The organism is Variovorax sp. AC103, from assembly GCF_979254005.1.
Genome location: NZ_CEEDFC010000003.1, coordinates 112,055 through 135,816, shown reverse-complemented (window position 1 = coordinate 135,816; position 23,762 = coordinate 112,055). Strand labels below are relative to the sequence as shown.

General features: G+C 69.3%; 22 protein-coding genes. 8 read left to right on the top strand and 14 right to left on the bottom strand.

Translation table 11 applies throughout. The features are described from left to right. Together gatA and gatC are read right to left on the bottom strand one after the other, a co-directional pair. Complete coding sequence (gene gatA / locus AC0IYU_RS05320) at positions 1-1,491, bottom strand: Asp-tRNA(Asn)/Glu-tRNA(Gln) amidotransferase subunit GatA (RefSeq protein WP_472113918.1); 1,491 nt, start codon at positions 1,489-1,491, stop codon at positions 1-3. Then, positions 1,491-1,790 (bottom strand): Asp-tRNA(Asn)/Glu-tRNA(Gln) amidotransferase subunit GatC, encoded by a 300-nt coding sequence (gatC, locus tag AC0IYU_RS05315; protein WP_337296593.1) that lies wholly within the window; start codon positions 1,788-1,790, stop codon positions 1,491-1,493. Before gatC ends, gatA begins: the two co-directional genes overlap by 1 nt. A gap of 213 nt (positions 1,791-2,003) precedes the next feature. On the opposite strand from gatC, the gene AC0IYU_RS05310 reads away from it, so the two are divergent. The 4 genes from AC0IYU_RS05310 (at position 2,004) to mrdA (ending at position 6,735) form a co-directional block, all read left to right on the top strand. Further along, on the top strand, positions 2,004-3,047 hold the full coding sequence (locus AC0IYU_RS05310) for a rod shape-determining protein (protein ID WP_013538761.1): 1,044 nt from the start codon (positions 2,004-2,006) through the stop codon (positions 3,045-3,047). A gap of 90 nt (positions 3,048-3,137) precedes the next feature. Further along, on the top strand, positions 3,138-4,097 hold the full coding sequence (gene mreC / locus AC0IYU_RS05305; protein WP_472113915.1) for a rod shape-determining protein MreC: 960 nt from the start codon (positions 3,138-3,140) through the stop codon (positions 4,095-4,097). After that, positions 4,094-4,615, top strand: a complete 522-nt coding sequence (gene mreD / locus AC0IYU_RS05300; protein WP_435487224.1) for a rod shape-determining protein MreD — start codon at positions 4,094-4,096, stop codon at positions 4,613-4,615. Before mreC ends, mreD begins: the two co-directional genes overlap by 4 nt. Before the next feature lie 149 nt (positions 4,616-4,764). Then, on the top strand, positions 4,765-6,735 hold the full coding sequence (mrdA, locus tag AC0IYU_RS05295) for a penicillin-binding protein 2 (RefSeq protein WP_472113912.1): 1,971 nt from the start codon (positions 4,765-4,767) through the stop codon (positions 6,733-6,735). 216 nt (positions 6,736-6,951) lie between these two features. On the opposite strand, the gene fahA is transcribed toward mrdA, so the two are convergent. The 6 genes from fahA to AC0IYU_RS05265 all read right to left on the bottom strand — a co-directional run bounded on the left by fahA (position 6,952) and on the right by AC0IYU_RS05265 (position 13,537). Then, the gene (gene fahA / locus AC0IYU_RS05290) at positions 6,952-8,217 is read right to left on the bottom strand and encodes a fumarylacetoacetase (protein ID WP_472113909.1); all 1,266 of its coding nucleotides are present in this window, start codon (positions 8,215-8,217) and stop codon (positions 6,952-6,954) included. Positions 8,218-8,239: 22 nt separating this feature from the next. Beyond that, positions 8,240-9,220 (bottom strand): Bug family tripartite tricarboxylate transporter substrate binding protein, encoded by a 981-nt coding sequence (locus tag AC0IYU_RS05285; RefSeq protein WP_472113907.1) that lies wholly within the window; start codon positions 9,218-9,220, stop codon positions 8,240-8,242. Continuing rightward, the gene (hmgA, locus tag AC0IYU_RS05280) at positions 9,217-10,527 is read right to left on the bottom strand and encodes a homogentisate 1,2-dioxygenase (RefSeq protein ID WP_472113905.1); all 1,311 of its coding nucleotides are present in this window, start codon (positions 10,525-10,527) and stop codon (positions 9,217-9,219) included. The genes AC0IYU_RS05285 and hmgA overlap by 4 nt, the downstream gene beginning before the upstream one ends. A gap of 58 nt (positions 10,528-10,585) precedes the next feature. Beyond that, positions 10,586-10,774 (bottom strand): DUF2783 domain-containing protein, encoded by a 189-nt coding sequence (locus AC0IYU_RS05275; protein WP_435438825.1) that lies wholly within the window; start codon positions 10,772-10,774, stop codon positions 10,586-10,588. Positions 10,775-10,779: 5 nt separating this feature from the next. Beyond that, positions 10,780-12,423, bottom strand: a complete 1,644-nt coding sequence (locus AC0IYU_RS05270; protein ID WP_472113902.1) for an FAD-dependent oxidoreductase — start codon at positions 12,421-12,423, stop codon at positions 10,780-10,782. Positions 12,424-12,568: 145 nt separating this feature from the next. Further along, a complete protein-coding gene (locus AC0IYU_RS05265; protein ID WP_435438827.1) occupies positions 12,569-13,537 on the bottom strand; it encodes an MBL fold metallo-hydrolase in 969 nt (322 codons plus the stop codon). A gap of 137 nt (positions 13,538-13,674) precedes the next feature. Between AC0IYU_RS05265 and AC0IYU_RS05260 the strand changes: the two genes are divergently transcribed. Together AC0IYU_RS05260 and AC0IYU_RS05255 are read left to right on the top strand one after the other, a co-directional pair. Next, positions 13,675-14,538, top strand: a complete 864-nt coding sequence (locus AC0IYU_RS05260) for an IclR family transcriptional regulator (protein ID WP_472113899.1) — start codon at positions 13,675-13,677, stop codon at positions 14,536-14,538. After that, the gene (locus AC0IYU_RS05255) at positions 14,535-15,275 is read left to right on the top strand and encodes an SIR2 family NAD-dependent protein deacylase (RefSeq protein WP_472113896.1); all 741 of its coding nucleotides are present in this window, start codon (positions 14,535-14,537) and stop codon (positions 15,273-15,275) included. The genes AC0IYU_RS05260 and AC0IYU_RS05255 overlap by 4 nt, the downstream gene beginning before the upstream one ends. Before the next feature lie 4 nt (positions 15,276-15,279). On the opposite strand, the gene AC0IYU_RS05250 is transcribed toward AC0IYU_RS05255, so the two are convergent. The 6 genes from AC0IYU_RS05250 to AC0IYU_RS05225 all read right to left on the bottom strand — a co-directional run bounded on the left by AC0IYU_RS05250 (position 15,280) and on the right by AC0IYU_RS05225 (position 20,347). Continuing rightward, positions 15,280-15,501: a hypothetical protein gene (locus AC0IYU_RS05250; protein ID WP_435487216.1), complete on the bottom strand. Its 222-nt coding sequence runs from the start codon at positions 15,499-15,501 to the stop codon at positions 15,280-15,282. Positions 15,502-15,537: 36 nt separating this feature from the next. Then, positions 15,538-16,200 carry an ABC-type transport auxiliary lipoprotein family protein gene (locus AC0IYU_RS05245; protein ID WP_472113893.1) on the bottom strand — a complete coding sequence of 221 codons (663 nt, stop codon included), beginning with the start codon at positions 16,198-16,200 and terminating at the stop codon, positions 15,538-15,540. 53 nt (positions 16,201-16,253) lie between these two features. Then, positions 16,254-17,213, bottom strand: coding sequence for an MlaD family protein (locus AC0IYU_RS05240; protein ID WP_472113891.1), 960 nt, complete (start codon positions 17,211-17,213; stop codon positions 16,254-16,256). A gap of 16 nt (positions 17,214-17,229) precedes the next feature. Beyond that, the gene (locus AC0IYU_RS05235; protein ID WP_472113888.1) at positions 17,230-18,072 is read right to left on the bottom strand and encodes an ABC transporter ATP-binding protein; all 843 of its coding nucleotides are present in this window, start codon (positions 18,070-18,072) and stop codon (positions 17,230-17,232) included. 4 nt (positions 18,073-18,076) lie between these two features. Further along, the gene (locus AC0IYU_RS05230) at positions 18,077-19,243 is read right to left on the bottom strand and encodes an MlaE family ABC transporter permease (RefSeq protein WP_472113885.1); all 1,167 of its coding nucleotides are present in this window, start codon (positions 19,241-19,243) and stop codon (positions 18,077-18,079) included. Positions 19,244-19,399: 156 nt separating this feature from the next. Continuing rightward, positions 19,400-20,347 carry a LysR family transcriptional regulator gene (locus AC0IYU_RS05225; protein WP_472113882.1) on the bottom strand — a complete coding sequence of 316 codons (948 nt, stop codon included), beginning with the start codon at positions 20,345-20,347 and terminating at the stop codon, positions 19,400-19,402. Positions 20,348-20,455: 108 nt separating this feature from the next. Here AC0IYU_RS05225 and AC0IYU_RS05220 point away from each other — a divergent pair, with 108 nt between their 5' ends. After that, positions 20,456-21,964, top strand: coding sequence for a CoA-acylating methylmalonate-semialdehyde dehydrogenase (locus AC0IYU_RS05220; RefSeq protein ID WP_472113880.1), 1,509 nt, complete (start codon positions 20,456-20,458; stop codon positions 21,962-21,964). 157 nt (positions 21,965-22,121) lie between these two features. Next, positions 22,122-23,759: a GMC family oxidoreductase gene (locus AC0IYU_RS05215; RefSeq protein WP_472113877.1), complete on the top strand. Its 1,638-nt coding sequence runs from the start codon at positions 22,122-22,124 to the stop codon at positions 23,757-23,759. Positions 23,760-23,762: the final 3 nt, after the last annotated feature.

The following is a 23,762-nucleotide window of genomic DNA, read 5'->3' as shown; positions in this document are numbered from 1 at the left end:
TCAGAAGCCCTCCGGCGTGCGTGCGTGCCAGTCGGTGGCTTGCTGGAAGCGATGGCCCGCGTTGAGCAGCCTGGCTTCGCCGAAGTAGTTGCCGATGAGCTGCAGGCCCACGGGCAGGCCGGCGTCGAAGCCCGCCGGCACGCTCATGCCTGGGAGGCCGGCCAGCGAGGCGGGCAGGGTGAAGATGTCGGCGAGGTAGTCGGCCACGGGGTCGTCGCCGTGCTCGCCGAGCTTCCATGCGGTGGTCGGCGCGGCGGGGCCGGCGATCACGTCGCACTGTTCGAAGGCCTGCTGGAAGTCGTCGGCGATCATGCGGCGCACCTTCTGCGCCTGCAGGTAGTACGCGTCGTAGTAGCCGTGCGAGAGCACGTAGGTGCCGATCATGATGCGGCGCTTCACCTCGTCGCCGAAGCCTTCGGCGCGCGTGCGCTCGTACATCTCGGCCAGGTCCTTGTACTGCCTGGCGCGGTGGCCGAACTTCACGCCGTCGAAGCGGCTCAGGTTGCTCGAGGCCTCGGCCGCGGCCAGGATGTAGTACACGGGAATCGACAGCTCTGTGCGCGGCAGCGAGACCTCGACGCGCCTGGCGCCCAGCTTCTCGTATTCGCGCAGTGCGGCGTCAATGGCGGCGCGCACGCCGGGTGCCACGCCTTCGCCGAAGAACTCCTTGGGCACGCCGATGCGCAGGCCTTCGAGCGAGTCGTTCAGCGAGCGGCCGAAGTCTTCGGCGGGCTTGTCGAGCGAGGTGGAGTCGCGGTCGAGGTCGGGGCCGCAGAAGGCCGACAGCAGCAGCGCGCAGTCTTCGGCCGAGCGGGCCATCGGGCCGGCCTGGTCGAGGCTGGAGGCGAAGGCCACCATGCCGTAGCGCGAGGCGCGGCCGTAGGTCGGCTTGATGCCGGTCACGCCGCAGAACGAGGCGGGCTGGCGGATGGAGCCGCCGGTGTCGGTGCCGGTGGCCGCGGGGGCCAGGCGGGCCGCCACGGCCGCCGCGCTGGCGCCGGACGAGCCGCCCGGAATGTGCGCGCGGTTCCAGGGGTTGCGCACGGGCACGGGCTGGTCGTGGCCCACGGCGGGCACGGCGACGTTCTCGTTGGCCGAGCCCATCGCGAACTCGTCGCAGCTCAGCTTGCCCAGCGTGACCGCGCCGGCCTCGGCCAGGCGGCGCACCACGGTGGCGTCGAAGGGCGAGCGGTAGCCCGCGAGCATCTTCGAGCCGGCGGTGGTGGCGAAATCGGTGGTGACGAAGATGTCCTTGTGCGCGATCGGCACGCCGGCCAGCGCCGGGGCGTTGCACTTGGCGATCAGGGCGTCGGCCGCGCGGGCCTGGGCCAGCGTGACTTCCTCATTCACGGCGACGAAGGTGCCGAGCGATTCGTGGGTCTTCATGCGGCCCAGGAAAACCTGCGAGGCCTCGACGGCCGAAACCTTGCGGTCGGCCAGCGCTTTTGCCAGCGCGACCACGCTCATCTGGTGCAATTCACCGCTGCTCATCATTCGATCACCTTGGGCACGAGGAACAGGCCGGCTTCGACGGCCGGGGCGCTCTTCTGGTTGGCTTCGCGGTTGTTCGGCTCGCTCACCACGTCGTCGCGCAGGCGCAGCGTGATGTCTTCGATGGCGGCCACGGGATGGGCCAGCGGCTCGACGCCGGTGGTGTCCACGGAACGCATGCGCTCGACCAGGTCGAAAAAGCCATTGATCTGGCTGAGCATGCGCTCGCTTTCGTCGGAGGCCAGCTGCAGCCTTGCCAGTGAGGCAATGCGCGCGATATCGGAAGCGGAAAGTGACATAGGGGCTAGACGCCAAAAAGCGAAGGTAATCGCACCGCGAGGCCGGTGCTAATACAGGAATCAGAGGGGATTCGGGTATTATCCCGCCTTTGCCGCAACCCCCGCGAACGCGCCGGCTTTTGCGCCAAAAACGATCAATTCACCCCGTCAAACGACCCAAAAAATAGAGCGACGACCTGTCGATGCGCAGGCCGTGCTCAGAGGATTCCGCACATGTTTGGAGCTTTCCGTCGGTACTTTTCCACCGACCTTGCGATCGACCTCGGCACCGCCAACACCCTGATATTTGCCCGCAACAAGGGCATCGTGCTGGACGAGCCTTCCGTGGTGGCCATCCGCCATGAAGGCGGTCCCCACGGCAAGAAGGTGATCCAGGCCGTCGGCCGCGAGGCCAAGGCCATGCTGGGCAAGGTGCCCGGCAACATCGAGGCGATCCGCCCGATGAAGGACGGCGTCATCGCCGACTTCGTGATCACCGAGCAGATGATCAAGCAGTTCATCAAGATGGTGCACCCGCGCACGCTGCTCACGCCGAGCCCGCGCATCATCATCTGCGTGCCCTGCGGCTCGACCCAGGTCGAGCGCCGCGCCATCAAGGACGCGGCCGAAGCCGCCGGCGCCACGTCGGTCTACCTCATCGAGGAACCCATGGCCGCGGCCATCGGCGCCGGCCTGCCCGTCAGCGAAGCCTCGGGCTCGATGGTGGTGGACATCGGCGGCGGCACCACCGAAGTGGGCGTCATCAGCCTGGGCGGCATGGTCTACAAGGGCTCGGTCCGCGTGGGCGGCGACCGCTTCGACGAAGCCATCATCAACTACATCCGCCGCAACTACGGCATGCTGATCGGCGAGCCGACGGCCGAAGTCATCAAGAAGACCATCGGCTCGGCCTTCCCGGGCTCCGAAGTCAAGGAAATGGAAGTCAAGGGCCGCAACCTCTCCGAAGGCGTGCCGCGCAGCTTCACCATCAGCAGCAACGAAGTGCTGGAAGCCCTGACCGATCCGCTCAACAACATCGTCTCGGCGGTGAAGAACGCGCTGGAACAGACACCGCCCGAACTGGGCGCCGACATTGCCGACCGCGGCATGATGCTCACCGGCGGCGGTGCCCTGCTGCGCGACCTCGACCGCCTGCTGGCCGAGGAAACCGGCCTGCCGGTGCTGGTGGCCGAGGACCCGCTGACCTGCGTGGTGCGCGGTTGCGGCATTGCGCTGGAGCGCATGGACCGGCTCGGAAGCATCTTCACGAGCGAGTGAAGGCGCACCAGCCCTCATCGGCCGGCCTCTGCTTGCGCAGGCCGGCCTTTTGTTATTTGATGCAGCAGCACTACCGCCAGGTCTGAACCCATGCCTCTGGGCACGCTCGATCGCACAGCGCCCCCCCTGTTCAACCAGGGGCAGTCGGCGCTCAGCAAGCTGATCTTCTTCGGCGCACTCTCCCTGTTCCTCATGGTGGCCGATGCACGCTTTCACATCGTGCAGCCGGTTCGCGCGGCCATCGGCGCGGTGCTCTATCCGGTGCAATGGGTGGCGCTGAAGCCGGTGCAGGCCGTGATGGGCGGCGGGCGCTACCTCGAAGACCTGCAGACCGCGCAGCGCAACGAGGACGAAGCGCGCAAGGCGCTCATGATGCAGGCCGAGCGCGCCGCCCAGGCCGACACGCTGGCGCAGGACAACGTCCGCCTGCGCGAACTGCTCGAACTGCGCCAGACCACGCAGACCCCGGGCCGCGCGGCCGAGGTGCTCTACGACGCGGCCGACCCCTACACGCGCAAGATCGTCATCGACCAGGGCATGGCCCAGGGCGTGGCGCCCGGCTCGCCGGTGATCGATTCGCGCGGCGTGCTGGGCCAGGTCACGCAGGTGCTGCCCTTCACGAGCGAGGTCACGCTGGTGATCGACCGCGACCTGGCCATTCCCGTGCAGAACACCCGCACCGGCGTGCGCAGCGTGGCCTTCGGCGACGCCTCGGCGCACGGCGGCGGGCTGGAGCTGCGCTTCATGGCCGCCAATGCCGACCTGCAGGAAGGCGACCTGCTGTCCACCAGCGGTGTCGACGGCATCTACCCCGCCGGCCTGCCGGTGGCGAAGATCGAGCGCATCGAGCGGCGCGCCGACTCGGCCTTCGCCCGCATCTACTGCGTGCCGCTGTCCCACGTGACGGCCGCGCGCTATGTGCTGGTGCTGGCGCCCACCGGCACGCCGTCCGCGCCGCCCGCGGCCGCGCCCGCGGCCACGCAGCGCAAGCGCCCCGACGGCAAGCCCGGCGCGGGCAAGAACGAGAAGAAGCAGGGGGAACGCCGATGATCAAGCGTCCCGGCCAACAGCAGCTGCTGCTGCCCGTCAGCCCGGTGTTCATGTGGACCAGCCTCATCGTGGCGGCGCTGGTCAACATGATCCCGATCGGTCGCGCCGTCTGGATGCCCGACCTGCTGGCGCTGGTGATCGTGTTCTGGGGCGTGCATCAGCCCATGCGCGTGGGCATCGGCGCGGCCTTCGTGTTCGGGCTGTTCATGGACGTGCACCAGTCGTCGATGCTGGGCCAGCATGCGCTGTCCTACACCACGCTGGGCTTCTTCGCGATCACCATCCACCGGCGCCTGCTGTGGTACCCGGTGCTGTCGCAGGCGCTGCAGGTGCTGCCGCTGTTTGCGCTGTCGCAGCTGATCGAGGTGGTCACGCGCCTGATCGGCGGCGGCGTGTTCCCGGGCTGGACGGTGCTGATCTCGCCCGGCATCGAGGCCGCGCTGTGGCCGCTGGCCTCGGCCCTGCTGCTCGCGCCCCAGCGCCGCACCCCCGACCGGGACGAGAACCGCCCGCTCTAGTCATGGCGCCCCCCGGCTTTTCACTTCGCTTCGCTGCGTGCAGCTCCACCCCCCGAGGGGGAGGCGCGGCCCACCTCGGGGCGGCCCGGCGGCGTACCCGCGCCCCCGCATTTGCCATCGCAGCTGCACGCGCCTAAGCTCGCACCGCCATGACCGAAATCCGCAACGTTGCCGTCGACCTCGCGCGCTTCAAGCGCCGTGTGATCGTCATCGGCATGGCTGTGCTGTTCGCGTTCGGCCTGCTGTGCGCGCGGCTGATCTACCTGCAGGTCACGCGGCACGAAGACCTGGCCGAGCAGGCCGAGAGCAACCGCACGGCGGTGGTGCCGGTGGTGCCCAACCGGGGTCTCATCCTCGACCGCAACGGCATCGTGCTGGCCTCGAACTACTCGGCCTACACGCTGGAGATCACGCCCTCGAAGGTGGGCGACGTCGACGAAACCATCGACAGCCTCACGCAGGTGCTCGAGGTCTCGCCGCGCGACCGCCGCCGCTTCAAGCGCCTGCGCGAGGACTCGCGCAGCTTCGACTCCATTCCGATCCGCACCCGCCTGAGCGACGAAGAGGTGGCGCGCTTCGCGGCGCAGCGCTACCGCTTTCCGGGCGTGGAGATCAAGGCGCGCCTGTTCCGCAACTACCCCCAGGGCGAGCTGGCCGCGCACGTGCTCGGCTACATCGGGCGCATCAACCAGCGCGAGAAGGTCGCGATGGAAGACTGGGCCGAGGAAGACCAGGCCAACTACAAGGGCACCGACTACATCGGCAAGCTGGGCATCGAGCAGAGCTACGAGAAGACGCTGCACGGCCAGACCGGCGTCGAGCAGATGGAAACCTCGGCCGGCGGGCGCGCCGTGCGACGCCTGGCCAGCCACCCGGCCACGCCCGGCAACACCGTGATGCTGTCGCTGGACATCAAGCTGCAGAAGCTGGTGGAAGACATGTTCGGCGAGCGCCGCGGCGCAGTGGTGGCCATCGATCCCAAGACCGGCGAGGTGCTGGCCTTCGTGAGCAAGCCCACCTTCGACCCCAACCTGTTCGTCGAGGGCATCGACAACGAAAGCTGGGCGGCGCTGACCGAGTCGCTCGACAAGCCCTTGCTCAACCGGGCCCTGCGCGGCACCTACCCGCCCGGCTCCACCTACAAGCCCTTCATGGCGCTGGCGGCGCTGCAGACCGGCAAGCGCGGCCCCAGCGTGGTGGTGAACGACCCCGGCTACTTCAACTTCGGCGGCCACCGCTTCGGCAGCCCCGAAGGCAACCTGGGCGGCGTGGACATGCGCCGCGCGATCCAGCTGTCGAGCAACATCTACTTCTATTCGCTGGCCAACGAGATGGGCGTGGACATGATCCACGACGCCATGAAGCCCCTGGGCTTCGGCCAGATCACCGGCATCGACCTGGGCGGCGAGGTGCGCGGCGTGCTGCCGAGCACCGAGTGGAAGCGCAACACCTACAAGCGTCCCGAGCAGAAGAAGTGGTACGCGGGCGAGACCATTTCGCTGGGCATCGGCCAGGGCTACAACGCCTTCACCATGCTGCAGCTGGCGCAGGCCACGTCCATCGTGGCCGACGGCGGCATCAAGCACAAGCCGCACCTCGTGCTGGCCACGCGCAACACGGTGAGCGGGCAGGTGGTGCCGCTGCCGCAGATGCCGGCGGAAAACCTCGGCTACACGCCGGCGGCGATTTCGGTGATTCGCGAAGGCCTGACCAGCGTGGTCACCAGCGGCACGGCGCGCGGCGTGTTCGCGGGGGCGCTCTACCAGGCGGCCGGCAAGACCGGCACCGCGCAGGCCGTGACGCAGGCGCAGAACACCAAGTACAACGCCCGCGCGCTCGAGGAGCACCAGCGCGACCACGCCCTGTTCATGGGCTTCGCGCCGGTGAGCGACCCGAAGATCGCCATCGCGGTGATCGTGGAAAACGCCGGCTGGGGCGCGGGCGCTGCGGCGCCCATTGCGCGCCGCGTGTTCGACTACTGGCTCGCGAACCAGTACCCGAGCGAGGCCGACCTGGCCGCCGTGAAGATCGGCAAGGCGACCGCGCCGGTGGGCAAGCCGCGCGTGGCGAGCGAAGTGGCGTGGCCAGCGCCCGTGGCAACGCCTGCAACGGCGCCCTGATGCCTTGCTCCCTCTCCCGCTGGGGGAGGGTTGGGGGCAAGCGGCGTATCGCAGACCGACGGCTTTTCGCAGGCCGCGTGCCCCCATCCCAGCCTTCCCCCGGGAGGGGAAGGAGCAAGACAACGCACCGACTGCGAATGCTCCGAGGTCTTTCTCCCTCCCCTTCCGGGGGAGGGTTGGGGTGGGGGCTCGCGGCAATCAAGTCCGCGCGATGCCTCAGACCACCGTGCCGCTGACCTCGCCCAACCCGATACGCACCGCACCCGCGCGCTCGCAGTAGCCGCGGATCACCAGCGTGTCGCCGTCTTCCAGGAAGGTGCGCTTCTCGCCGTTCGGCAGCGTGATCGGCTGCTTGCCGCCCAGCGTCAGTTCCATCAGCGAACCCGCCTCGTCGGGCTTGGGCCCCGACAGCGTGCCCGAGCCCAGCAGGTCGCCCGGCTGCAGGTTGCAGCCGTTCACCGTGTGGTGCGTGACGAGCTGCGCGGCCGTCCAGTACGCGGCTTCGGTCGTGTTGCCGCGCGTGAGGCGCACGGGCGCAACGCCTTCGTCGCGCATCTTCGCGGTCTGCAGCAGCACTTCGAGCGTGATGTCGAGCGCGCCGCTCTCGCGGTTCGCGGCCGAGTCGAGGTAGGGCAGCGGCTGCGGATCTTCGGCGGGCCGCTCGAACTTCGCGCGGAACGGCGCCAGCGCTTCCATCGTCACGATCCACGGCGACAGCGTGCTGGCGAAGTTCTTCGCCAGGAACGGGCCGAGCGGCTGGTATTCCCAGGCCTGCAGGTCGCGCGCCGACCAGTCGTTGAGCAGCGTCACGCCGAACAGATGGTCTTCCGCCTCGCCGATGGCAATGGGTTCGCCCAGCGCATTGCCCTGGCCCACCAAAAAGCCCAGCTCCAGCTCGTAGTCGAGCCGCTTCGACGGGCCGAAGCTCGGCGCGGTCGCGTCGGGCGCCTTTGTCTGGCCCTGCGGGCGCTTGAAGACCTGGCCGCTCACGCCGATGGACGAGGCACGGCCGTGGTAGCCGATGGGCACCCACTTGTAGTTGGGCATCAGCGGCTGGTCGGGGCGGAACAGCTTGCCGATGGTCGTCGCGTGATGGATGCCGGTGTAGAAGTCGGTGTAGTCGCCGATGCGGCAGGGCACGGTCATCTCGGCCTTGGCTTGCGGCAGCAGCGCCTTGGCCCAGGCGGCCTGCTTGTCGCTGCCTTCGGCCAGGCCCGCGGAGATCGCGGCGCGCAGGGCCTGGCGGTCTTTCACGGGCGCGCTCATCAGCGCGTTCATGTCGTCGGTGTCGACCAGGCCGGCGGCCTTCAAGTCGAGCACCTGGTCGCCGATGGCCACGCCGATGCGGAAGGCCTCTGCGCTGCCCGCGGTGCGAAAGCGGCCGAAGGGCAGGTTCTGCACCGGGAAGTCGGTGCCGGCTTCGTTGGCCGAGGCGACCCAGCTGCGCAGCTTCGGGTCATGGGTGGCGTTGAGTGCGGTCATGGATGTCTTTCTGTGTGTCTGATCAGTCTGCGGTCATGCCGGCTTTGCGAGCCACATCGCCCAGGCGCTTGTATTCGGTGTCGGTCAGCGTGGTCAGCTCCTGCGCGGTCGAGCCGCGCGGCGAGAAGCCGGCTTGCTGCAGCTTGGCCTTCACGTCCGGCATGGCCAGCGCTTCGACAAAGGCTTCGTTCAGCGCCTTCACGATCGGCGCCGGCAGCTTCGCCGGGCCGTACACGCCGAACCAAGGGTCCAGCGCATAGCCCTTCAGGCCGGCCTCGGCCATCGTCGGCACGTCGGGCAGCGAGGGCGAGCGCGTGGGGCCCGCCACGGCCAGCGCGCGCAGCTTGCCGGCCTGGATGTGCGGCAGGGACGCCGGCAGGTTGTCGAACATCACGCCGATGTTGTTGCCCAGCATGTCGGTGATCGCCGGGCCGCTGCCCTTGTAGGCCACGTGCACGAGCTCGGTGCCGGTCATCTGCGCGAACATCACGCCGGCCAGGTTCATCGAGGTGCCGGCGCCCGCGGTGGCGTAGGGCATGCCGGGGTTCTTCTTTGCGGCGGCGATCAGCTCGGGCACCGACTTGATCGGCGAGACCGCAGGCACTTCCAGCACGATGGTCGAGGTGCCCAGCAGGCTGATGGCGGTGAAGTCCTTGCGCGGATCGAAGGCCATCGACTTGTAGATGTGCGGGTTCAGCGCATTGGTCGAGATGGCGCCGAAGCCGATGGTGTAGCCGTCGGGCGCGGCCTTGGCCACGGCGTCCATGCCGATGTTGCCGCCCGCGCCGCCGCGGTTGTCGATCAGCACCGGCTGGCCCAGCTTCTCCGACACCTTCTGGCCCACCGTGCGCGCCACCAGGTCGGTGGTGCCGCCGGGCGAGTAGGGCACGACGAAGCGGATGGGCTTGGTCGGAAAGTCGGCCGCGTGCGTGAGGAAGGGCGCGGCCAGCAGGGCGACGGCCGCGGCGCGGCGGGTGATGACGAAGGCGGTTGTCTTGTTCATGCTTTGAATTGGTCTTTCAGGCCGGCCCAGCAGTCGGCGTAGTCGGTGTCGAGTGCGCTGCTCTGCAGCGCGAAATTGGTGGGAATGAAGCGGTAGCGGCTCTCGAACATGAAGGCCAGCGTGTTGTCCAGCTTGTGCGGCTTCAGGTCGGCGTTCGTCGCCTTGTCGAAGGCTTCCTCGTCCGGCCCGTGCGGCACCATGCAGTTGTGCAGGCTCGCGCCACCGGGCTTGAAGCCGCCCGGCTTGGCGTCGTACTCGCCCAGCACCAGGCCCATGAACTCGCTCATCAGGTTGCGGTGGAACCATGGCGGGCGGAAGGTGTTTTCCATCACCATCCAGCGCGGCGGGAAGATCACGAAGTCGCAGTTGGCGGTGCCGGGCGTGTCGCTGGGCGCGGTCAGCACGGTGAAGATCGACGGGTCGGGGTGGTCGAAGCTGATCGAGCCGATCACCATGAAGTGCGCCGTGTCGTACTTCACGGGGGCCAGGTTGCCGTGCCAGGCGACCACGTTGAAGGGCGACTGCTTGGCAGGCGCCTTCCAGAAGCGGCCGCCGAATTTCTTGACGATCTCGTAGGCGCCTTCTTCCGATTCGAAGGCCGCCACCGGCGCCTGGAAGTCGCGCGCATTGGCCAGGCCGTTCGAGCCGATCGGGCCCAGCTCGGGCAGGCGGAAATGCGCGCCGTAGTTCTCGCAGACGTAGCCGCGCGAAAGACCGTCGGGCAATGCCACCTTGAAGGCCATGCCGCGCGGCAGCAGCGCGATTTCGCCGGGCTTCACGTCGAGCACGCCGAGCTCGGTGGTGATGACCAGGCGGCCCTGCTGCGGCACCACCAGCATCTCGCCGTCGGCGTTCACGAAGGCGCGGCGTTCCATCGAGCGGCCGGCCAGGTACATCAGCGAGCCGATGCCGACCTGCGACTCGGCATCGCCGTTGGCCGCGATGGTGTGCATGCCGTCGATGAAGTCGACCTCGCCCGCGCCGTCCAGCGGCTGCGGGTGCCAGCGCAGAGGCTCGGGTGGCAGCGCGATCTCGCGGTCGGCGCCGGTGGTCCAGTGCGCCTGCGCATAGGGCTGGTAGCGGCCCGACACCACCGAGGGCTGGCGGCGGTACAGCCAGGTGCGGCGGTTCTCGTGGCGCGGCGCGGTGAAGGCGGTGCCCGAGATCAGCTCGGTGTACAGGTCGAGCGGCCCGCGCTGCGGGTTGTTGCGGCCCTGGGGCAGGGCGCCGGGCACGGCCTCCGAGGCGTACTCGTTGCCGAAGCCGCTCTGGTAGCGCCGCTCGGAGGCGGGGGGTGCTTGGGTCATGTGCTTTCTCTTTCGAAAATCGCGATGAGGTTGGGATCTGAAGAATCTGCGGGGGCGCTCAGCCGGCGCGTGCCGCGTCGAAGGCCTCGCGCAGCACGGCCAGCGAGCCGACATGGTTGGCCAGCACCAGCACGAGGCGCGCGTTGAAAGCGTGGCTCTCGTCGGTGGAAAGGCCCTGGTGGGCTTCGATGAGCGCCTCGTAGAAATCGTCGGGCGCGTCGAGGTGGGGCGTGGTGATCAATTGCATCGTGTTCATGCCTTGGCCAGTGCGCGGGCCAGCGCCGCGCGGATGTCCGCTGCCGCGGGTTGACGCCAGCGCGCGCACACGTGCTGGTCGGGCCGCAGCAGGTAGACGGTACCGGGTTGCGCGTCGTAGCGCTGCGTGGCGAGTTCCGCGCCGGTGCCGTCGGCTTCCACGCGCACGACGTGCAGCGGCAAGTCGGCGGCCTTCAGTGCCTGCAGGCTTCGCTCGGCGGCTTCGCCCTGGCCGAAGACGAGCGCGGTGAAGCGTTCGACATGGCACTCGCGCAGCAGCCAGCCGGTGCCGCCGTCGGCACGCACCACCGGCGCGTCGGCCGCCGCGGCGCCCGGCACCATCGCACCCGCGAAGCTGTCGGCATCGGCCGTGTTCAGCGGCGAGTCGCGCAGCACCGTGGCCACCGACAGCCGCCCGCTGTTGACCAGCGTGCGCGCAAAGGCGTGGCGCTTGGTCAACTCCAGCACCGCGTCGCGGAACAGGCGGCTCACGTCGCTCTTGGGCGTGATGAAGTCGGTTGCGCGGGTGGAGTTGCGGATGTTCTCGTCGGCCGCGAATTCGCGCTCGCTGGCGTAACTGTCGAGCAGGGCGTCGGGCGCCTGGCCCTGCACCACCGCCGCGAGCTTCCAGGCGAGGTTGTCCGCGTCCTGCACGCCCGAGTTCGCGCCGCGCGCGCCGAAGGGCGACACGCCGTGCGCCGAGTCGCCCGCGAACAGCACGCGGCCGTGGCGAAAGCGCTCCATGCGCTGGCAGGCGAAGGTGTAGACGCTGGCCCAGCCGATCTGGAACTGCACGTCGGCAAAGCCGATGCTGTCGAGCAGCGCGCGCACGCGCGGCGTGATGTTCTCGGGCTTGCGCTCTTCCACCGGGTCGGCGTCCCAGCCGAGCTGGAAGTCGATGCGCCACATGCCGTCGGCCTGCTTGTGCAGCAGCACGCTCTGGCCGGGGTGGAACGAGGGGTCGAACCAGAAGCGGCGCTCGGTCGGCAACTGCGCGTCCATGGTGATGTCGGCGATCAGGAAGCGGTCGCGAAAGGTGCGGCCCTTGGCTTCCTGGCCCAGCAGCTGGCGCAGGTTGGAGCGCGAGCCGTCGCAGGCGGCGACGTAGCCGGCCTGCAACCGGTGGCTGCCGTCGGGCGTCTCCACGGTCAGCACCGCGCCGTCGTCGTCCTGTTCGATGCCCGTCACCTTGTGGTTCCAGCGCAGGTCGATCAGCGGCAGCGCCGCGGCGCGTTCCACGAGATAGCCCTCGACGTAGTACTGCTGCAGGTTGATGAAGGCCGGGCGCTCGTGGCCGGGCTCGGGCAGCAGGTCGAAGCGGTAGACCTGTTCGTCGTGGAAGAACACCTTGCCCACGTTCCACGACACGCCCTTGTCGACCATGCGGTCGCCGCAGCCGAGGCGGTCGAACACCTCCAGCGTGCGCTTGGCGAAGCAGATGGCGCGCGAGCCGCTGGACAGCGTGTTGTCGTTGTCCAGCAGCACGACCGGGACCTGGCGCAGCGCGAGGTCGATGGCCAGCGTGAGGCCCACGGGGCCGGCGCCGACGATCACGACGGGGTGGCGGGCAGGCGTGGAGGCGGGGGCGTCCTGGTCGGCGTGGCGCTTGTAGTCGAAGCGCAGGCTCTGGTAGTCGATCACGTACTTGTCTCCGTGTCCTTTGTCTTTGTCCTGCTCCTTCCCCGTTTGGGGGAAGGTCGGGATGGGGGCTCGACGGCGCTCGAAACCGGCGCTCTGCCTGCCCCCACCCCAGCCCTCCCCCAGCGGGGGAGGGAGCCATGCGGGATCAGCCCTCGAGGGCCTTCCACATGTCGATGTCGCGCTGCGCCGTCCACACGCGCGGGTCCGCATGGCCCGAGGCCTCGTCGTACGCGCGGCTCACGTCGAAGGGCATGCAGTGGTCGAAGATCACCCACTGGCTGTACTTGGGCTTGAGTTTCTCGTAGGTGTCCTTGTAGACCGCGTTCAGGTCGCGCCCGGCCTTCACGCCCTCTTGCACGCTGGCATACACGTCGGAGATGAAGTTGCGCGTGCCCGTCAGGCCCTCGGCCACGGCTTCGGGCGTGGTGAGCGCGGCGCCGCGGCCCGGCACCAGCGCGGCGGGCTTCAGCGCGGCGATGTTGTCCAGCGTCTGCGGCCAGTCCTTGAAGTAGGCGTCGCCGGCGTACGGCGTGGCACCGAACTCGACCAGGTCGCCCGACAGCAGCGTGCGCTCCTGCGGCAGCCAGACCACCGTGTCACCCTTGGTGTGGCCGCGGCCCAGCTGGATGAGCTGCACCTCGAGCTTGCCCAGCCACAGCGTCATCTTGCCGGTGAAGGTCATGGTCGGCCAGGTCAGGCCCGGGGGCACCGTTTCGACGTTCTGGAACAGGCGCGGGAAGCGGCCGATTTCGCTGGCCTTGTCTTCCTCGCCACGCTCCACGATCAGGTCGCGCGTGTCCTGGCTGGCCAGGATGTGGCCGGCGCCCTTCTCGAAGTAGCCGGCCGCGCCCAGCACGCGCACCGCGTGGTAGTGCGTGAGCACCACGTACTTGATGGGCTTGTCGGTCACTTCGCGGATGCGGCGCACCACGTCGGCGGCCATGGCGGGCGTGGCCTGGGTGTCGGCCACCAGCACGCAGTCGTCGCCGATGACGATGCCGGTGTTGGGGTCGCCCTCGGCGGTGTAGGCCCAGGCGTGCTCCGAGATCTGGCTGAAGGTGATCTTCTTCTCTTCCATGTCGGCCTGGCTGGCGAACTTCTTGGCTTGGCTCATCGTGTTGTCTCCGTCGGTGGGGTGGATCTTGAAATTCGTCTAAGGCGAACGAATTTGCGGTGAACGAATTTTGGCAGTGTAAGCGTCGGATCAGTTAATGTCTAATCCCTTCTTCATGAACGAACGATCGGCGGGCCATGGCAGCCAATGACACCGACCGCGCCCAGCGCGGCATCCAGAGCATCGAAGTCGGCGGACAGCTGCTGCGCGCGCTGGTGCACCACGGCCGGCCGATGGCGCTGAAAGACCTGGCGCGCGAGGCCGACATGACGCCCGCCAAGGCGCATCCGTACATGGTCAGCTTCGGGCGGCTGGGCCTGATCGAGCAGGACCGCGCCAGCGGCCACTATCTGCTCGGCCCGCTCGCCTTGCAACTGGGGCTCATCAGCCTGCAGCAGGCCGACCCGGTGCACATCGCCACCCCGCTGATCGCCCAGCTGGCCCAGCAGCTCGGCCACACCGTGGCGCTGGCCGTGTGGGGCGCGCGCGGCGCGACCATCGTGCGCACGGCCGAGTCGCCTTCTCCGGTGCATGTGAACATGCGCCACGGCACGGTGTTCTCGCTGACCCACACCGCCTCGGGCCGCGTGTTCGCCACCTACCTCGACGCTGGGGTGGTGCGCCAGCTGCTCGACGACGAGCGCCAGCGCCAGAAGCAGCGCAAGGGCGCCGAGCCGCCGCCGCCGGCCGGCATGCCGCAGGTGCAGCCGCTGCCCTCGTGGAGCGACTTCGAGCGCCAGCTGCAAGAGGTGCGCGACCACGGCATCAGCCGCTCCGACGGCGAGGTCATCGAGGGCGTGAGCGCCATGGCCGCGCCCGTGTTCGACCACACCGGCGCCATCGTGCTGGCCGTGACCGCCATCGGCCCGGCCGGCATCTTCAACACCGCGTGGGACGGCGAGATTGCCCGCGCGCTCAAGGCCTGCGCGGACACCGTGTCGCAACGCCTGGGCGCCACCGTCGCGCCGCCCGCAGCGAATTCCCCCAGACCCGAGCGATGACGCCTGCCGCACCCGATATCTCTTCGTCTGTCCACGCCGCCGCCGAACTGCTGGCCAACGCCCGGCGCATCGTCGTCTTCTCCGGCGCCGGCCTGTCCCGCGCCTCGGGCATTCCGACCTACCGCGATGCCGACGGCCTGTGGAAGAGCCAGAGCGCGCTGCAGTTTTCCCATGCCGAAGACCTGGCGCGCGACCCGTCCGGCTTCACCAGGTTCTGGGCACAGCGCCTGTCGGTGATCGAGTCGGCGGAGCCCAACCCGGGCCATGCCGCGCTGGCGCAACTGCAGCGGCTGCGCCCGGCCACGCGCCTGGTCACGCAGAACGTCGACGGCCTGCTCACGCTGGCGGGCGGGCAGGACGTGCTCGAACTGCACGGCTCGCTGCGCCGCTGGCGCTGCGACCATTGCGGCAACCGCAGCGGGCCGTGGCCCTTCCACCGCTGCCTGCGCTGCGGCTCCCACGCGCGGCCCGACGTCGTGATGTTCGGCGAGATGCTGAATGCGGGCGTGCTGCTCGACGCCCAGGTGGCGGCGCAGGAGTGCGATCTGTTCATGGTGGTCGGAAGCACCACCATCGTCTACCCGGCCGCCGAGCTGCCGCAGACCGCGCTGGCGCACGGTGCGCGGCTGGTCACGCTCAACCTGGAGCCGCTGCCGCACCTGGACGAGGCGGCCACGGTGGTGCTGCGCGGCCCGGCCGAAGCGTTGTTGCCGCAGCTGCTGGCCGGCCTGGGCTGAAGGCTCAGCCCTTCCTGCCGCCCAGCAGGAGCAGGGCCCCGCCCACCACGATCGCGGCCACGCCGGCCCAGGCGGGGATGTTGACGGTCTGCTGCTCCTTCACCGAGAACTCCAGCGGGCCCAGCTTGGCCTGGTGGGTTTCCTTGGTGAAGCTGAAGCTGCCCAGGCCGATGGCCGCGATGCCGGCCACGATCAACAGGATGCCGACGATGCGTGTCGCGTTCATGGGAGCGGTCCTTCGTGCGCGGCAGGGAGCGCCAGCTTACTGCCGCGGCGTCTGCTGCTGCAGCTCGCCCACCCACTGCACCAGCTCGGCCGAAGCCTTGTCGCTGGCCGCGACCAGCGCCTTCACGCCGCCGGGCGCGTCGGCGCTGGCCGCGGGGCTGCGCACGGTGAAGGTGCGCTGGCCCAGCACGCGGTCGCCGCCGGCGGTGCCGCGGATCAGCGTGGCGCGCAGGCGCACCAGGCCCACGCTGGCGCTGGCCGAATCGAAGTAGTGGCTGAACTCGTCCAGCGAGATGCGCAGCGTGTCGGGCACTTCGCCCTTGCCGCGCGCGATGGTCGCGCTTTCTTCCGGGCCGAGCACCATGCGGCGCGCGGCCAGCGCGTCGCGCAGGCGCTGGCGCAGCAGTTGCGCGGGCGGCTGGCTCCAGCGCGACTGGCCGTAGGGGCGCAGCTCGTTGGCGTCCGCATAGCCCAGGCGGTACAGGATCTGCGTGCCGTCGAGCCGCGAGTTGCTCTCGAACTCGGCCAGCGCCAGCGTGGGCAGGCTGGCCACTGCAGGCGCGGCGGCCGGGGCCGTCATGCCCGGGCCGAAGTCGTAGAGCGTGGCGCGCGCCGGCTTGTCGGGCAGCGCACCGCAGCCGGCGGCCAGCAGCACGAGGCCGAGGGCCAGCGGGGTGGTCAGGGATCGGATGGTGTTCATGGTCGGTGCTCCTGTGCGCCTGTTCGCGCGACCTGTTCTTGCGGCCCGTGTCATCAGGGCCGCGCCGCGGCCGGCGCGCTGAAGCCCGGCTCGCCCGGGCCCGCGACCGCGCCGCCGTTGCCGAACAGCAGCGATTGCGGGTTGTCGTTGATGCTGTCCGCCGCGCGGCCCAGCCGGCGCACGGCGTGCGAGGTGTCGTCGGCCACGCGGTTCACGCGCGGCAGCGTGGCCGCGTTGAACGAATCGACCGCCTGCGCCAGCGCCTTGGTACCGTCGCTCAGGCGTTCGACCGGACCGTCGGGCGCGTTCAGCCGGCTCACGGTGGTGTTGAAGTTGTTGGCCACGCGCGAGACGTCGCCGGCCGCCTTCTTCACCGAGGCCATGGTGTCGGGCAGCTTGGTGAGGGCCGGGTTCAGGCCGGTCTTGACCGTGTTGTCCAGCGTCTTGAGCAGCGTGTTGGCGCTCGCCGAGGCCGCGGCGATGTTCTCCAGCGCATCGGCCGCGCGTTTCTGGTTGGGGTCGCTCAGCAGCTTGTTGGCGCGCTGGGTCACCTCTTCGACCTGGTTGATGATGGCTTCGCCGCGGTCCTGCAGCTGCGCCAGCATCGACGGCTTGAGCGGAATGCGCGGCGGGTCGTCGTCGTTGGGCTTGAGCATCACGTTGGAGCCGACCTTGTCGTCCAGCGCAATGAAGGCCAGGCCGGTCACGCCCTGGTAGCTCAGCGTGGCATAGCTCGAGGTGGTGAGCGGCACGCGCTCGTCGACCGTGATGCGCACGCGCACGTTGCCCTTCACCTTGGGGTCGAAGTCGATCGACGTCACCTTGCCCACCGCGATGCCGCGGTAGCGCACCATGGCCTGCGGCTGCAGCCCGCTGACGGCCTCGCGCGTGGACAGTTCGTAGACGTTGCGCACGGTGTTGTCGCGCGTGAACCAGATCACCAGCGCGACGAGCGCGGCAATGAGGCCGAGCACGAAGGCGCCGGCGGCGAGGGCATGGGCCTTGTTTTCCATGGGGGCTACCTACCTTTCAGCGGCCCGCCTGCGCGGCGGGCTGCGATGGGGATGCTTCGGCGGGTTTGTCATGCAGGGCTTCCAGGGCACGCTGGCCGCGCCCGCCGAGAAAGTATTCGTGGATGAAGGGATGCGGGTACGCAATGACGTCGCGCGCCGCGCCGGTGACGATCACCTTCTGGTCGGCCAGCACCGCGATGCGGGTGCTCAGGTCGAACAGCGTGTCCAGGTCGTGCGTGACCATCACCACCGTGAGGCCCAGCTCGCGGTGCAGGCCGCGCAGCAGGTTGCAGAAGCTGTCCGACGCCTCGGGGTCCAGGCCGGCCGTGGGTTCGTCCAGCAGCAGCAGCGGCGGGTCCATGATGAGCGCGCGCGCCAGCGCCACGCGCTTGATCATGCCGCCCGACAGGTCCGACGGGCTCTTGTTGGCGTGCTGCGGCTCCAGCCCCACCATCTGCAGCTTCACCAGCGCCGCGTGGCGGATCAGCTCGTCGGGCAGCAGCTTCAGCTCGCGCAGCGGAAAGGCGATGTTCTCCAGCACGCTGAAGGCCGAGAACAGCGCGCCGTGCTGGAACAGCATGCCCACGTTGGCCGCGCCCGAGGCGCTGAGCTCGCCGGGCTCCTGCCCCAGCACCTCGACCGTGCCGCGCGTGGGCTTCTCCAGCCCCAGGATCTGGCGCAGCAGCACCGTCTTGCCGGTGCCCGAGCCGCCGACCAGGGAGAGCACCTCGCCGCGGTCGATGTGCAGCTGCAGGTCGCGGTGCACCACCTGGTCGCCGTCGGTGTTCTCGAGCACCGTCCACAGGTTGCGGATGTCCACCACGGCGGTGTCGGTGTCGGGGCGCACGGGCATGCTCATCGCGTCATCCCCGGAACCCGATGCCCTTGAAGAGCACGGCGAACAGTGCGTCCACCAGAATCACCGCGGTGATGGATGTCACCACCGACGAGGTGGTGCCGCGCCCCAGGCTCTCGGTGTTGGGCTTGACCTTCATGCCGAAGTAGCAGCCGATCAGCGCAATCAGCACGCCGAACACCGCCGACTTGGCCATGGCCAGCCACAGGTTCGAAATCGGCACCGCGCGCGGCAGCGCCGACAGGAAGTACGCCGGCGAAATGTCGAGCGCCGCGTCGGCCGCCAGCATGCCGCCGGCCAGCGCCGCCATCGAGGTCCACAGGCTGATCAGCGGCATCGCGATGGCCAGCGCCAGCACCCGCGGCATCACCAGCCGGAAGCCGTGCGCAATGCCCATCACGCGCATCGCGTCGAGTTCTTCCGTGACGCGCATCACGCCGATCTGCGCCGTGATGGCCGAGCCCGAGCGGCCGGCGATGAGCACCGCCGCCAGCACCGGCCCCAGCTCGCGCACCAGCGACAGCCCGAGGATGTTGACCACGAAGCTCTCGGCGCCGTACTGGCGCAGCTGCTGAGAAATGAGGTAGGCCAGCACCACGCCGATCAGCAGCCCGACCAGCGCCGTGATGTGCAGCGCCGTGGCGCCGAACTGGTACAGGTGCCCCGAGAAGTCGCGCCACGGCCCGCGGTGCGGCGCGCGAATCAGGCGCCCCACGTCGATCGCGAGCTGGCCGATCAGCCCGGTGAAGTCGCGCATCACGACCATGGCGCGCGGCCCGTTGTGCGCGAACGCGCGGATGCGGTCGGTCAGCGTGGGCGGGGGCTCCTCGGGCGTGGCGACGGTGTACTGCGCCACCTGGTCGAGCACCGCCTTGTGCTGCGGCGCCATTTCGAGCGTGGCGGGCCATTCGTGGCGCCAGTGGTCCCACAGCAGTTGCGCGCCGATGTGGTCCAGCTGCTGGACCGGGCGCAGGTCCCAGGCGCGATCGTCGGCGGGCGGGGCGGCCTCCAGGCTCCTGGACAGGCCCAGCCAGGCCGGCTTGGACGACATGCCCAGCGCGGTCCAGCGGCCGCTGGCCACCGTCCACTGCCTTCCGTCCTGCGCCTGCTGCGCTACGCGGGGCCACGCGCTGTCGGCGGCTGAAGCGTCGGCAGGCGAAGTGGCTGGTGACATAGGGCGAATGAGGGGGAAAGTAGACAAAAAGCGGGGAAAGGGCGCATCGTAACCGCGTGCATCCGTGTGCCGTATGTCACAGACCCTTCGTTTGCGTAGGGCAGGACGCCGTTTGTTCAGGTTTTCTTCAGGTTCGGTACGCCGTTCGGCGCGTGTTCACGCCGAAAACCCTTCCGCCAATGCCGCCCGCAGCCACCCCACGAACGCCGTCACCGCCTGCGGCACATGCGTGGCGTACGGCCGTATCGCATACAGCCGCTCGCCGAAGGCCCCCACCGAGCGCCACTGCGGCAGCACCTCCACCAGCTTGCCCGCCTGCAGCGCCGACTGCGCGCTGAAGTCCGGCACCAGCGCAATGCCCAGCCCCGTCAGCGCCGCGTCGCGCAAGGCCTCGCTGTTGTTCGCGACCAGCGGCCCCGAGACCGGCACCGTGATGCGCGGCGCCGCGGCCTTGCCCTTGATCTGCTTTCGGGCCTCGAAATGCCAGGTCGGCGTGTCCTGCGCGCGCGGGTAGTGCAGGCAGTCGTGGCCGGCCAGCGCCTGTGGTTCGCGCGGCGTGCCGCGGCGGCGCAGGTAGGCGCGGCTGGCCACCAGCAGCGAGCGGGTGTCGCAAAGCGTCCAGGCCACGTGCGTGTCGGGCGGCGCGGCCGTGTGGCGAATGGCCAGGTCGAAGCCCTCCATCGCCAGCGAACTGAGCCGGTCCGACAGGTCCAGCTCGATGCGCACCTCCGGCTGCGCGCGCAGGAACTCGGCCAGCCGCGGCACCAGCTGCTGGCGCGCAAAGGCCACCGGCGCCGTCACGCGCACCAGCCCGCGCGGCACGCCGGCCAGGTCGCGCACGCCCGCGAAGCTGTGCGCGATCTGCTCGAAAGGCCCGCGCATGTCCTCCACCAGCCGCTGGCCCGCCTCCGTGAGCCGCACGCTGCGCGTGGTGCGCTGCACCAGGGGGGCGCCGGCCGCGCGCTCCAGCTCCGCGATGCGCTGGCTCATGGCCGCCTTGCTCACGCCCAGGCGCAGTGCCGCGGCCGTGAAGCTGCCCTGTTGCGCCAGCACCGTGAGCCAGTGCAGGTGCGTCCAGAGCGCCTCGATATTTTGGGGTTTCATGCTTGCATTGTTCAGCAGAGTGAACAATAAGTTCAAGCCTCATGGCTAGGCGCGGAACACGACGCTGCCTAAACTGCCCGCATCCTCCCCGACAGCAAAGCCTTTTCCATGACCACCTCCCTCGACCACTACATCGCCGGCAAGCCCGCCGCCAACACCTCCGGCCGCACGCAGGACGTGACCAACCCCGCCACCGGCGCCGTCACCGGCAAGGTCGGCCTGGCCGACACGGCCCAGGTCGCGGCGGCCGTGGCCGCCGCGCAGGCCGCCTTTCCGGCCTGGGCCGACACCCCGCCCATTCGCCGCGCGCGCGTCATGTTCAAGTTCCTGCAGCTGCTCAACGAGCACAAGGACGAGCTGGCCCATCTCATCACCGCCGAGCACGGCAAGGTCTTCACCGACGCGCAGGGCGAAGTCAGCCGCGGCATCGACATCGTCGAGTTCGCCTGCGGCATTCCGCAACTGCTCAAGGGCGACTTCACCGACCAGGTGAGCACCGGCATCGACAACTGGACCCTGCGCCAGCCCCTGGGCGTGGTCGCGGGCATCACGCCCTTCAACTTCCCGGTGATGGTGCCGATGTGGATGTTCCCGGTGGCCATCGCCGCGGGCAACACCTTCGTGCTCAAGCCCAGCCCGACCGACCCGAGCGCCTCGCTGCGCATGGCCGAGCTGCTGAAGGAAGCCGGCCTGCCCGACGGCGTGTTCAACGTGGTGCAGGGCGACAAGGTCGCCGTCGACGCGCTGCTCGAGCACCCCGACGTCAAGGCCATCAGCTTCGTGGGCTCCACGCCCATCGCCAACTACATCTACGAAACCGGCGCGCACCACGGCAAGCGCGTGCAAGCGCTGGGCGGCGCCAAGAACCACATGGTGGTCATGCCCGATGCCGACATCGACCAGACGGTGGATGCGCTGATCGGCGCGGGCTACGGCTCGGCCGGCGAACGCTGCATGGCCATCAGCGTGGCGGTGCTGGTGGGCGACGTGGCCGACAAGATCATTCCCAAGCTCATCGAGCGCACCAAGACCCTGCAGGTGCTCAACGGCACCAACCTCGCCGCCGAAATGGGCCCGATCGTCACGCGTGCTGCGCACGAGCGCATCACCGGCTACATCGACCTGGGCGAGAAGGAAGGCGCCAAGCTGCTGGTCGACGGCCGCGGCTTCGACGGCAGCAAGGCCGGCGAGGGTTGCGGCGACGGTTTCTGGATGGGCGGCACGCTGTTCGACCACGTCACGCCCGAGATGCGCATCTACAAGGAAGAGATCTTCGGCCCGGTGCTCAGCTGCGTGCGCGTGGCCAGCTTCAAGGACGCGGTCGACCTCGTCAACGCGCACGAATTCGGCAACGGCGTGAGCTGCTTCACCCGCGACGGCAACGTGGCGCGCGAATTCAGCCGCCGCATCCAGGTGGGCATGGTCGGCATCAACGTGCCCATTCCCGTGCCCATGGCCTGGCACGGCTTCGGCGGCTGGAAGCGCTCGCTGTTCGGCGACATGCATGCCTACGGCGAAGAGGGCGTGCGCTTCTACACCAAGCAGAAGTCGGTCATGCAGCGCTGGCCGGAAAGCATCGGCAAGGGCGCCGAGTTCGTGATGCCCACGGCCAAGTAAGCCGCGCCGGGCCGGCCGCGAGAGGGAGCGCGGCCGGGCACCGAGGGCATCGAAGGCAAAGCTCGCGTTAAATGCGTCCAGCGGCGCGCGCGAACGCAGGGGCCGCAACCCTGCGCTCGCAGCACGCCACCCGGCAAGAAGACGGAACAAAAAGACCATGAGAGACAACGACCACACCTTCGACTACATCATCATCGGCGCGGGCACCGCGGGCTCGCTCATGGCCAACCGGCTGAGCGCCGACAAGCGCAAGCGCGTGCTGCTCATCGAGGCCGGCCGCAAGGACGACTACCACTGGATCCACATTCCGGTGGGCTACCTGTACTGCATCGGCAACCCGCGCACCGACTGGCTCTACAGCACCGAGCCCGACGCCGGCCTCAACGGCCGCGTCCTGCGCTACCCGCGCGGCAAGACGCTGGGCGGCAGCTCCAGCATCAACGGCATGATCTACATGCGCGGCCAGTCGCGCGACTACGAGCACTGGGCCGACCTCACCGGCGACGACGGCTGGCGCTGGCAGAACGTGCTGCCGGCCTTCAAGAAGCACGAAGACCACTACCTGGGCGCCGACGAAATGCACGGCGCGGGCGGCGAATGGCGCGTGGAAAAGCAGCGCCTGCGCTGGGACATCCTGGACGCCTTCGCGGCCGCCGCCGAGCAGGCCGGCGTGCCGCACTCCACCGACTTCAACCGCGGCAGCAACGAAGGCGTGGGCTACTTCCAGGTCAACCAGAAGAACGGCTGGCGCTGGAACACCGCCAAGGCCTTCCTGCGCCCCACCTGCTACGGCCGGCCCAACTTCGAGCTGTGGACCGGCGCGCAGGTCTCGCGCCTGCTGTTCGAGACGCAGCCCGACGGCACGCGCCGCTGCACCGGCGCCGAGGTGTGGAACGGCACCGAGATGACCACCGCGTACGCCGAGCGCGAGGTGGTGCTGAGCGCGGGCGCCATCGGCTCGCCGCAGATCCTGCAGCTCTCGGGCATCGGCCCGGCCGACCTGCTGCGCCAGCACGGCATCGACGTGGTGCTCGACGCGCCCGGCGTCGGCGCCAACCTGCAGGACCACCTGCAGATTCGCGCGGTCTACAAGATCGACGGTGCGCCCACGCTCAACGTGATGGCATCCTCGATGGTCGGCAAGGCCAGGATCGGCCTCGAATACCTGATGAAGCGCAGCGGCCCGATGAGCATGGCGCCCTCGCAGCTCGGCGCCTTCACGCGCAGTTCGCCCGAGCGCGAATGGCCCAACCTGCAGTACCACGTGCAGCCGCTGTCGCTGGACGCCTTCGGCGATCCGCTGCACAGCTTTCCGGCCTTCACCGCGAGCGTGTGCAACCTCAACCCGACGAGCCGGGGCTCGGTGCGCATCAAGAGCAAGCGCTTCGAGGACGCGCCGGCCATTGCGCCCAACTACCTGAGCACCGACGAAGACCGCCAGGTGGCGGCCGAGTCGCTGCGCGTGACGCGCCGCATCGCCCAGCAGCCCGCGCTGGCCAAGTACAAGCCGCAGGAGTGGAAGCCCGGCGTGCAGTACCAAACCGACGAAGACCTGGCGCGGCTGGCCGGCGACATCGCCACCACCATCTTCCACCCGGTGGGCACCACGAAGATGGGCGCCGACGGCGACCCGATGGCCGTGCTCGATGCGCGCCTGCGCGTGCGCGGCGTGCAGGGCCTGCGCGTGGTCGACGCGGGCGCGATGCCCACCATCACCAGCGGCAACACCAACAGCCCCACGTTGATGATGGCCGAGAAGGCGGCGGGCTGGATCCTGGAAGACGCCGCGCGCTGAGGC

Coding starts and splice junctions, on each gene's coding strand:
- gatA (WP_472113918.1), bottom strand. CDS start 1,491: ATGAGCAGCGGTGAATTGCACCAGATGAGCGTGGTCGCGCTGGCAAAA.
- gatC (WP_337296593.1), bottom strand. CDS start 1,790: ATGTCACTTTCCGCTTCCGATATCGCGCGCATTGCCTCACTGGCAAGG.
- AC0IYU_RS05310 (WP_013538761.1), top strand. CDS start 2,004: ATGTTTGGAGCTTTCCGTCGGTACTTTTCCACCGACCTTGCGATCGAC.
- mreC (WP_472113915.1), top strand. CDS start 3,138: ATGCCTCTGGGCACGCTCGATCGCACAGCGCCCCCCCTGTTCAACCAG.
- mreD (WP_435487224.1), top strand. CDS start 4,094: ATGATCAAGCGTCCCGGCCAACAGCAGCTGCTGCTGCCCGTCAGCCCG.
- mrdA (WP_472113912.1), top strand. CDS start 4,765: ATGACCGAAATCCGCAACGTTGCCGTCGACCTCGCGCGCTTCAAGCGC.
- fahA (WP_472113909.1), bottom strand. CDS start 8,217: ATGACCGCACTCAACGCCACCCATGACCCGAAGCTGCGCAGCTGGGTC.
- AC0IYU_RS05285 (WP_472113907.1), bottom strand. CDS start 9,220: ATGAACAAGACAACCGCCTTCGTCATCACCCGCCGCGCCGCGGCCGTC.
- hmgA (WP_472113905.1), bottom strand. CDS start 10,527: ATGACCCAAGCACCCCCCGCCTCCGAGCGGCGCTACCAGAGCGGCTTC.
- AC0IYU_RS05275 (WP_435438825.1), bottom strand. CDS start 10,774: ATGCAATTGATCACCACGCCCCACCTCGACGCGCCCGACGATTTCTAC.
- AC0IYU_RS05265 (WP_435438827.1), bottom strand. CDS start 13,537: ATGAGCCAAGCCAAGAAGTTCGCCAGCCAGGCCGACATGGAAGAGAAG.
- AC0IYU_RS05260 (WP_472113899.1), top strand. CDS start 13,675: ATGGCAGCCAATGACACCGACCGCGCCCAGCGCGGCATCCAGAGCATC.
- AC0IYU_RS05255 (WP_472113896.1), top strand. CDS start 14,535: ATGACGCCTGCCGCACCCGATATCTCTTCGTCTGTCCACGCCGCCGCC.
- AC0IYU_RS05250 (WP_435487216.1), bottom strand. CDS start 15,501: ATGAACGCGACACGCATCGTCGGCATCCTGTTGATCGTGGCCGGCATC.
- AC0IYU_RS05245 (WP_472113893.1), bottom strand. CDS start 16,200: ATGAACACCATCCGATCCCTGACCACCCCGCTGGCCCTCGGCCTCGTG.
- AC0IYU_RS05240 (WP_472113891.1), bottom strand. CDS start 17,213: ATGGAAAACAAGGCCCATGCCCTCGCCGCCGGCGCCTTCGTGCTCGGC.
- AC0IYU_RS05235 (WP_472113888.1), bottom strand. CDS start 18,072: ATGAGCATGCCCGTGCGCCCCGACACCGACACCGCCGTGGTGGACATC.
- AC0IYU_RS05230 (WP_472113885.1), bottom strand. CDS start 19,243: ATGTCACCAGCCACTTCGCCTGCCGACGCTTCAGCCGCCGACAGCGCG.
- AC0IYU_RS05225 (WP_472113882.1), bottom strand. CDS start 20,347: ATGAAACCCCAAAATATCGAGGCGCTCTGGACGCACCTGCACTGGCTC.
- AC0IYU_RS05220 (WP_472113880.1), top strand. CDS start 20,456: ATGACCACCTCCCTCGACCACTACATCGCCGGCAAGCCCGCCGCCAAC.
- AC0IYU_RS05215 (WP_472113877.1), top strand. CDS start 22,122: ATGAGAGACAACGACCACACCTTCGACTACATCATCATCGGCGCGGGC.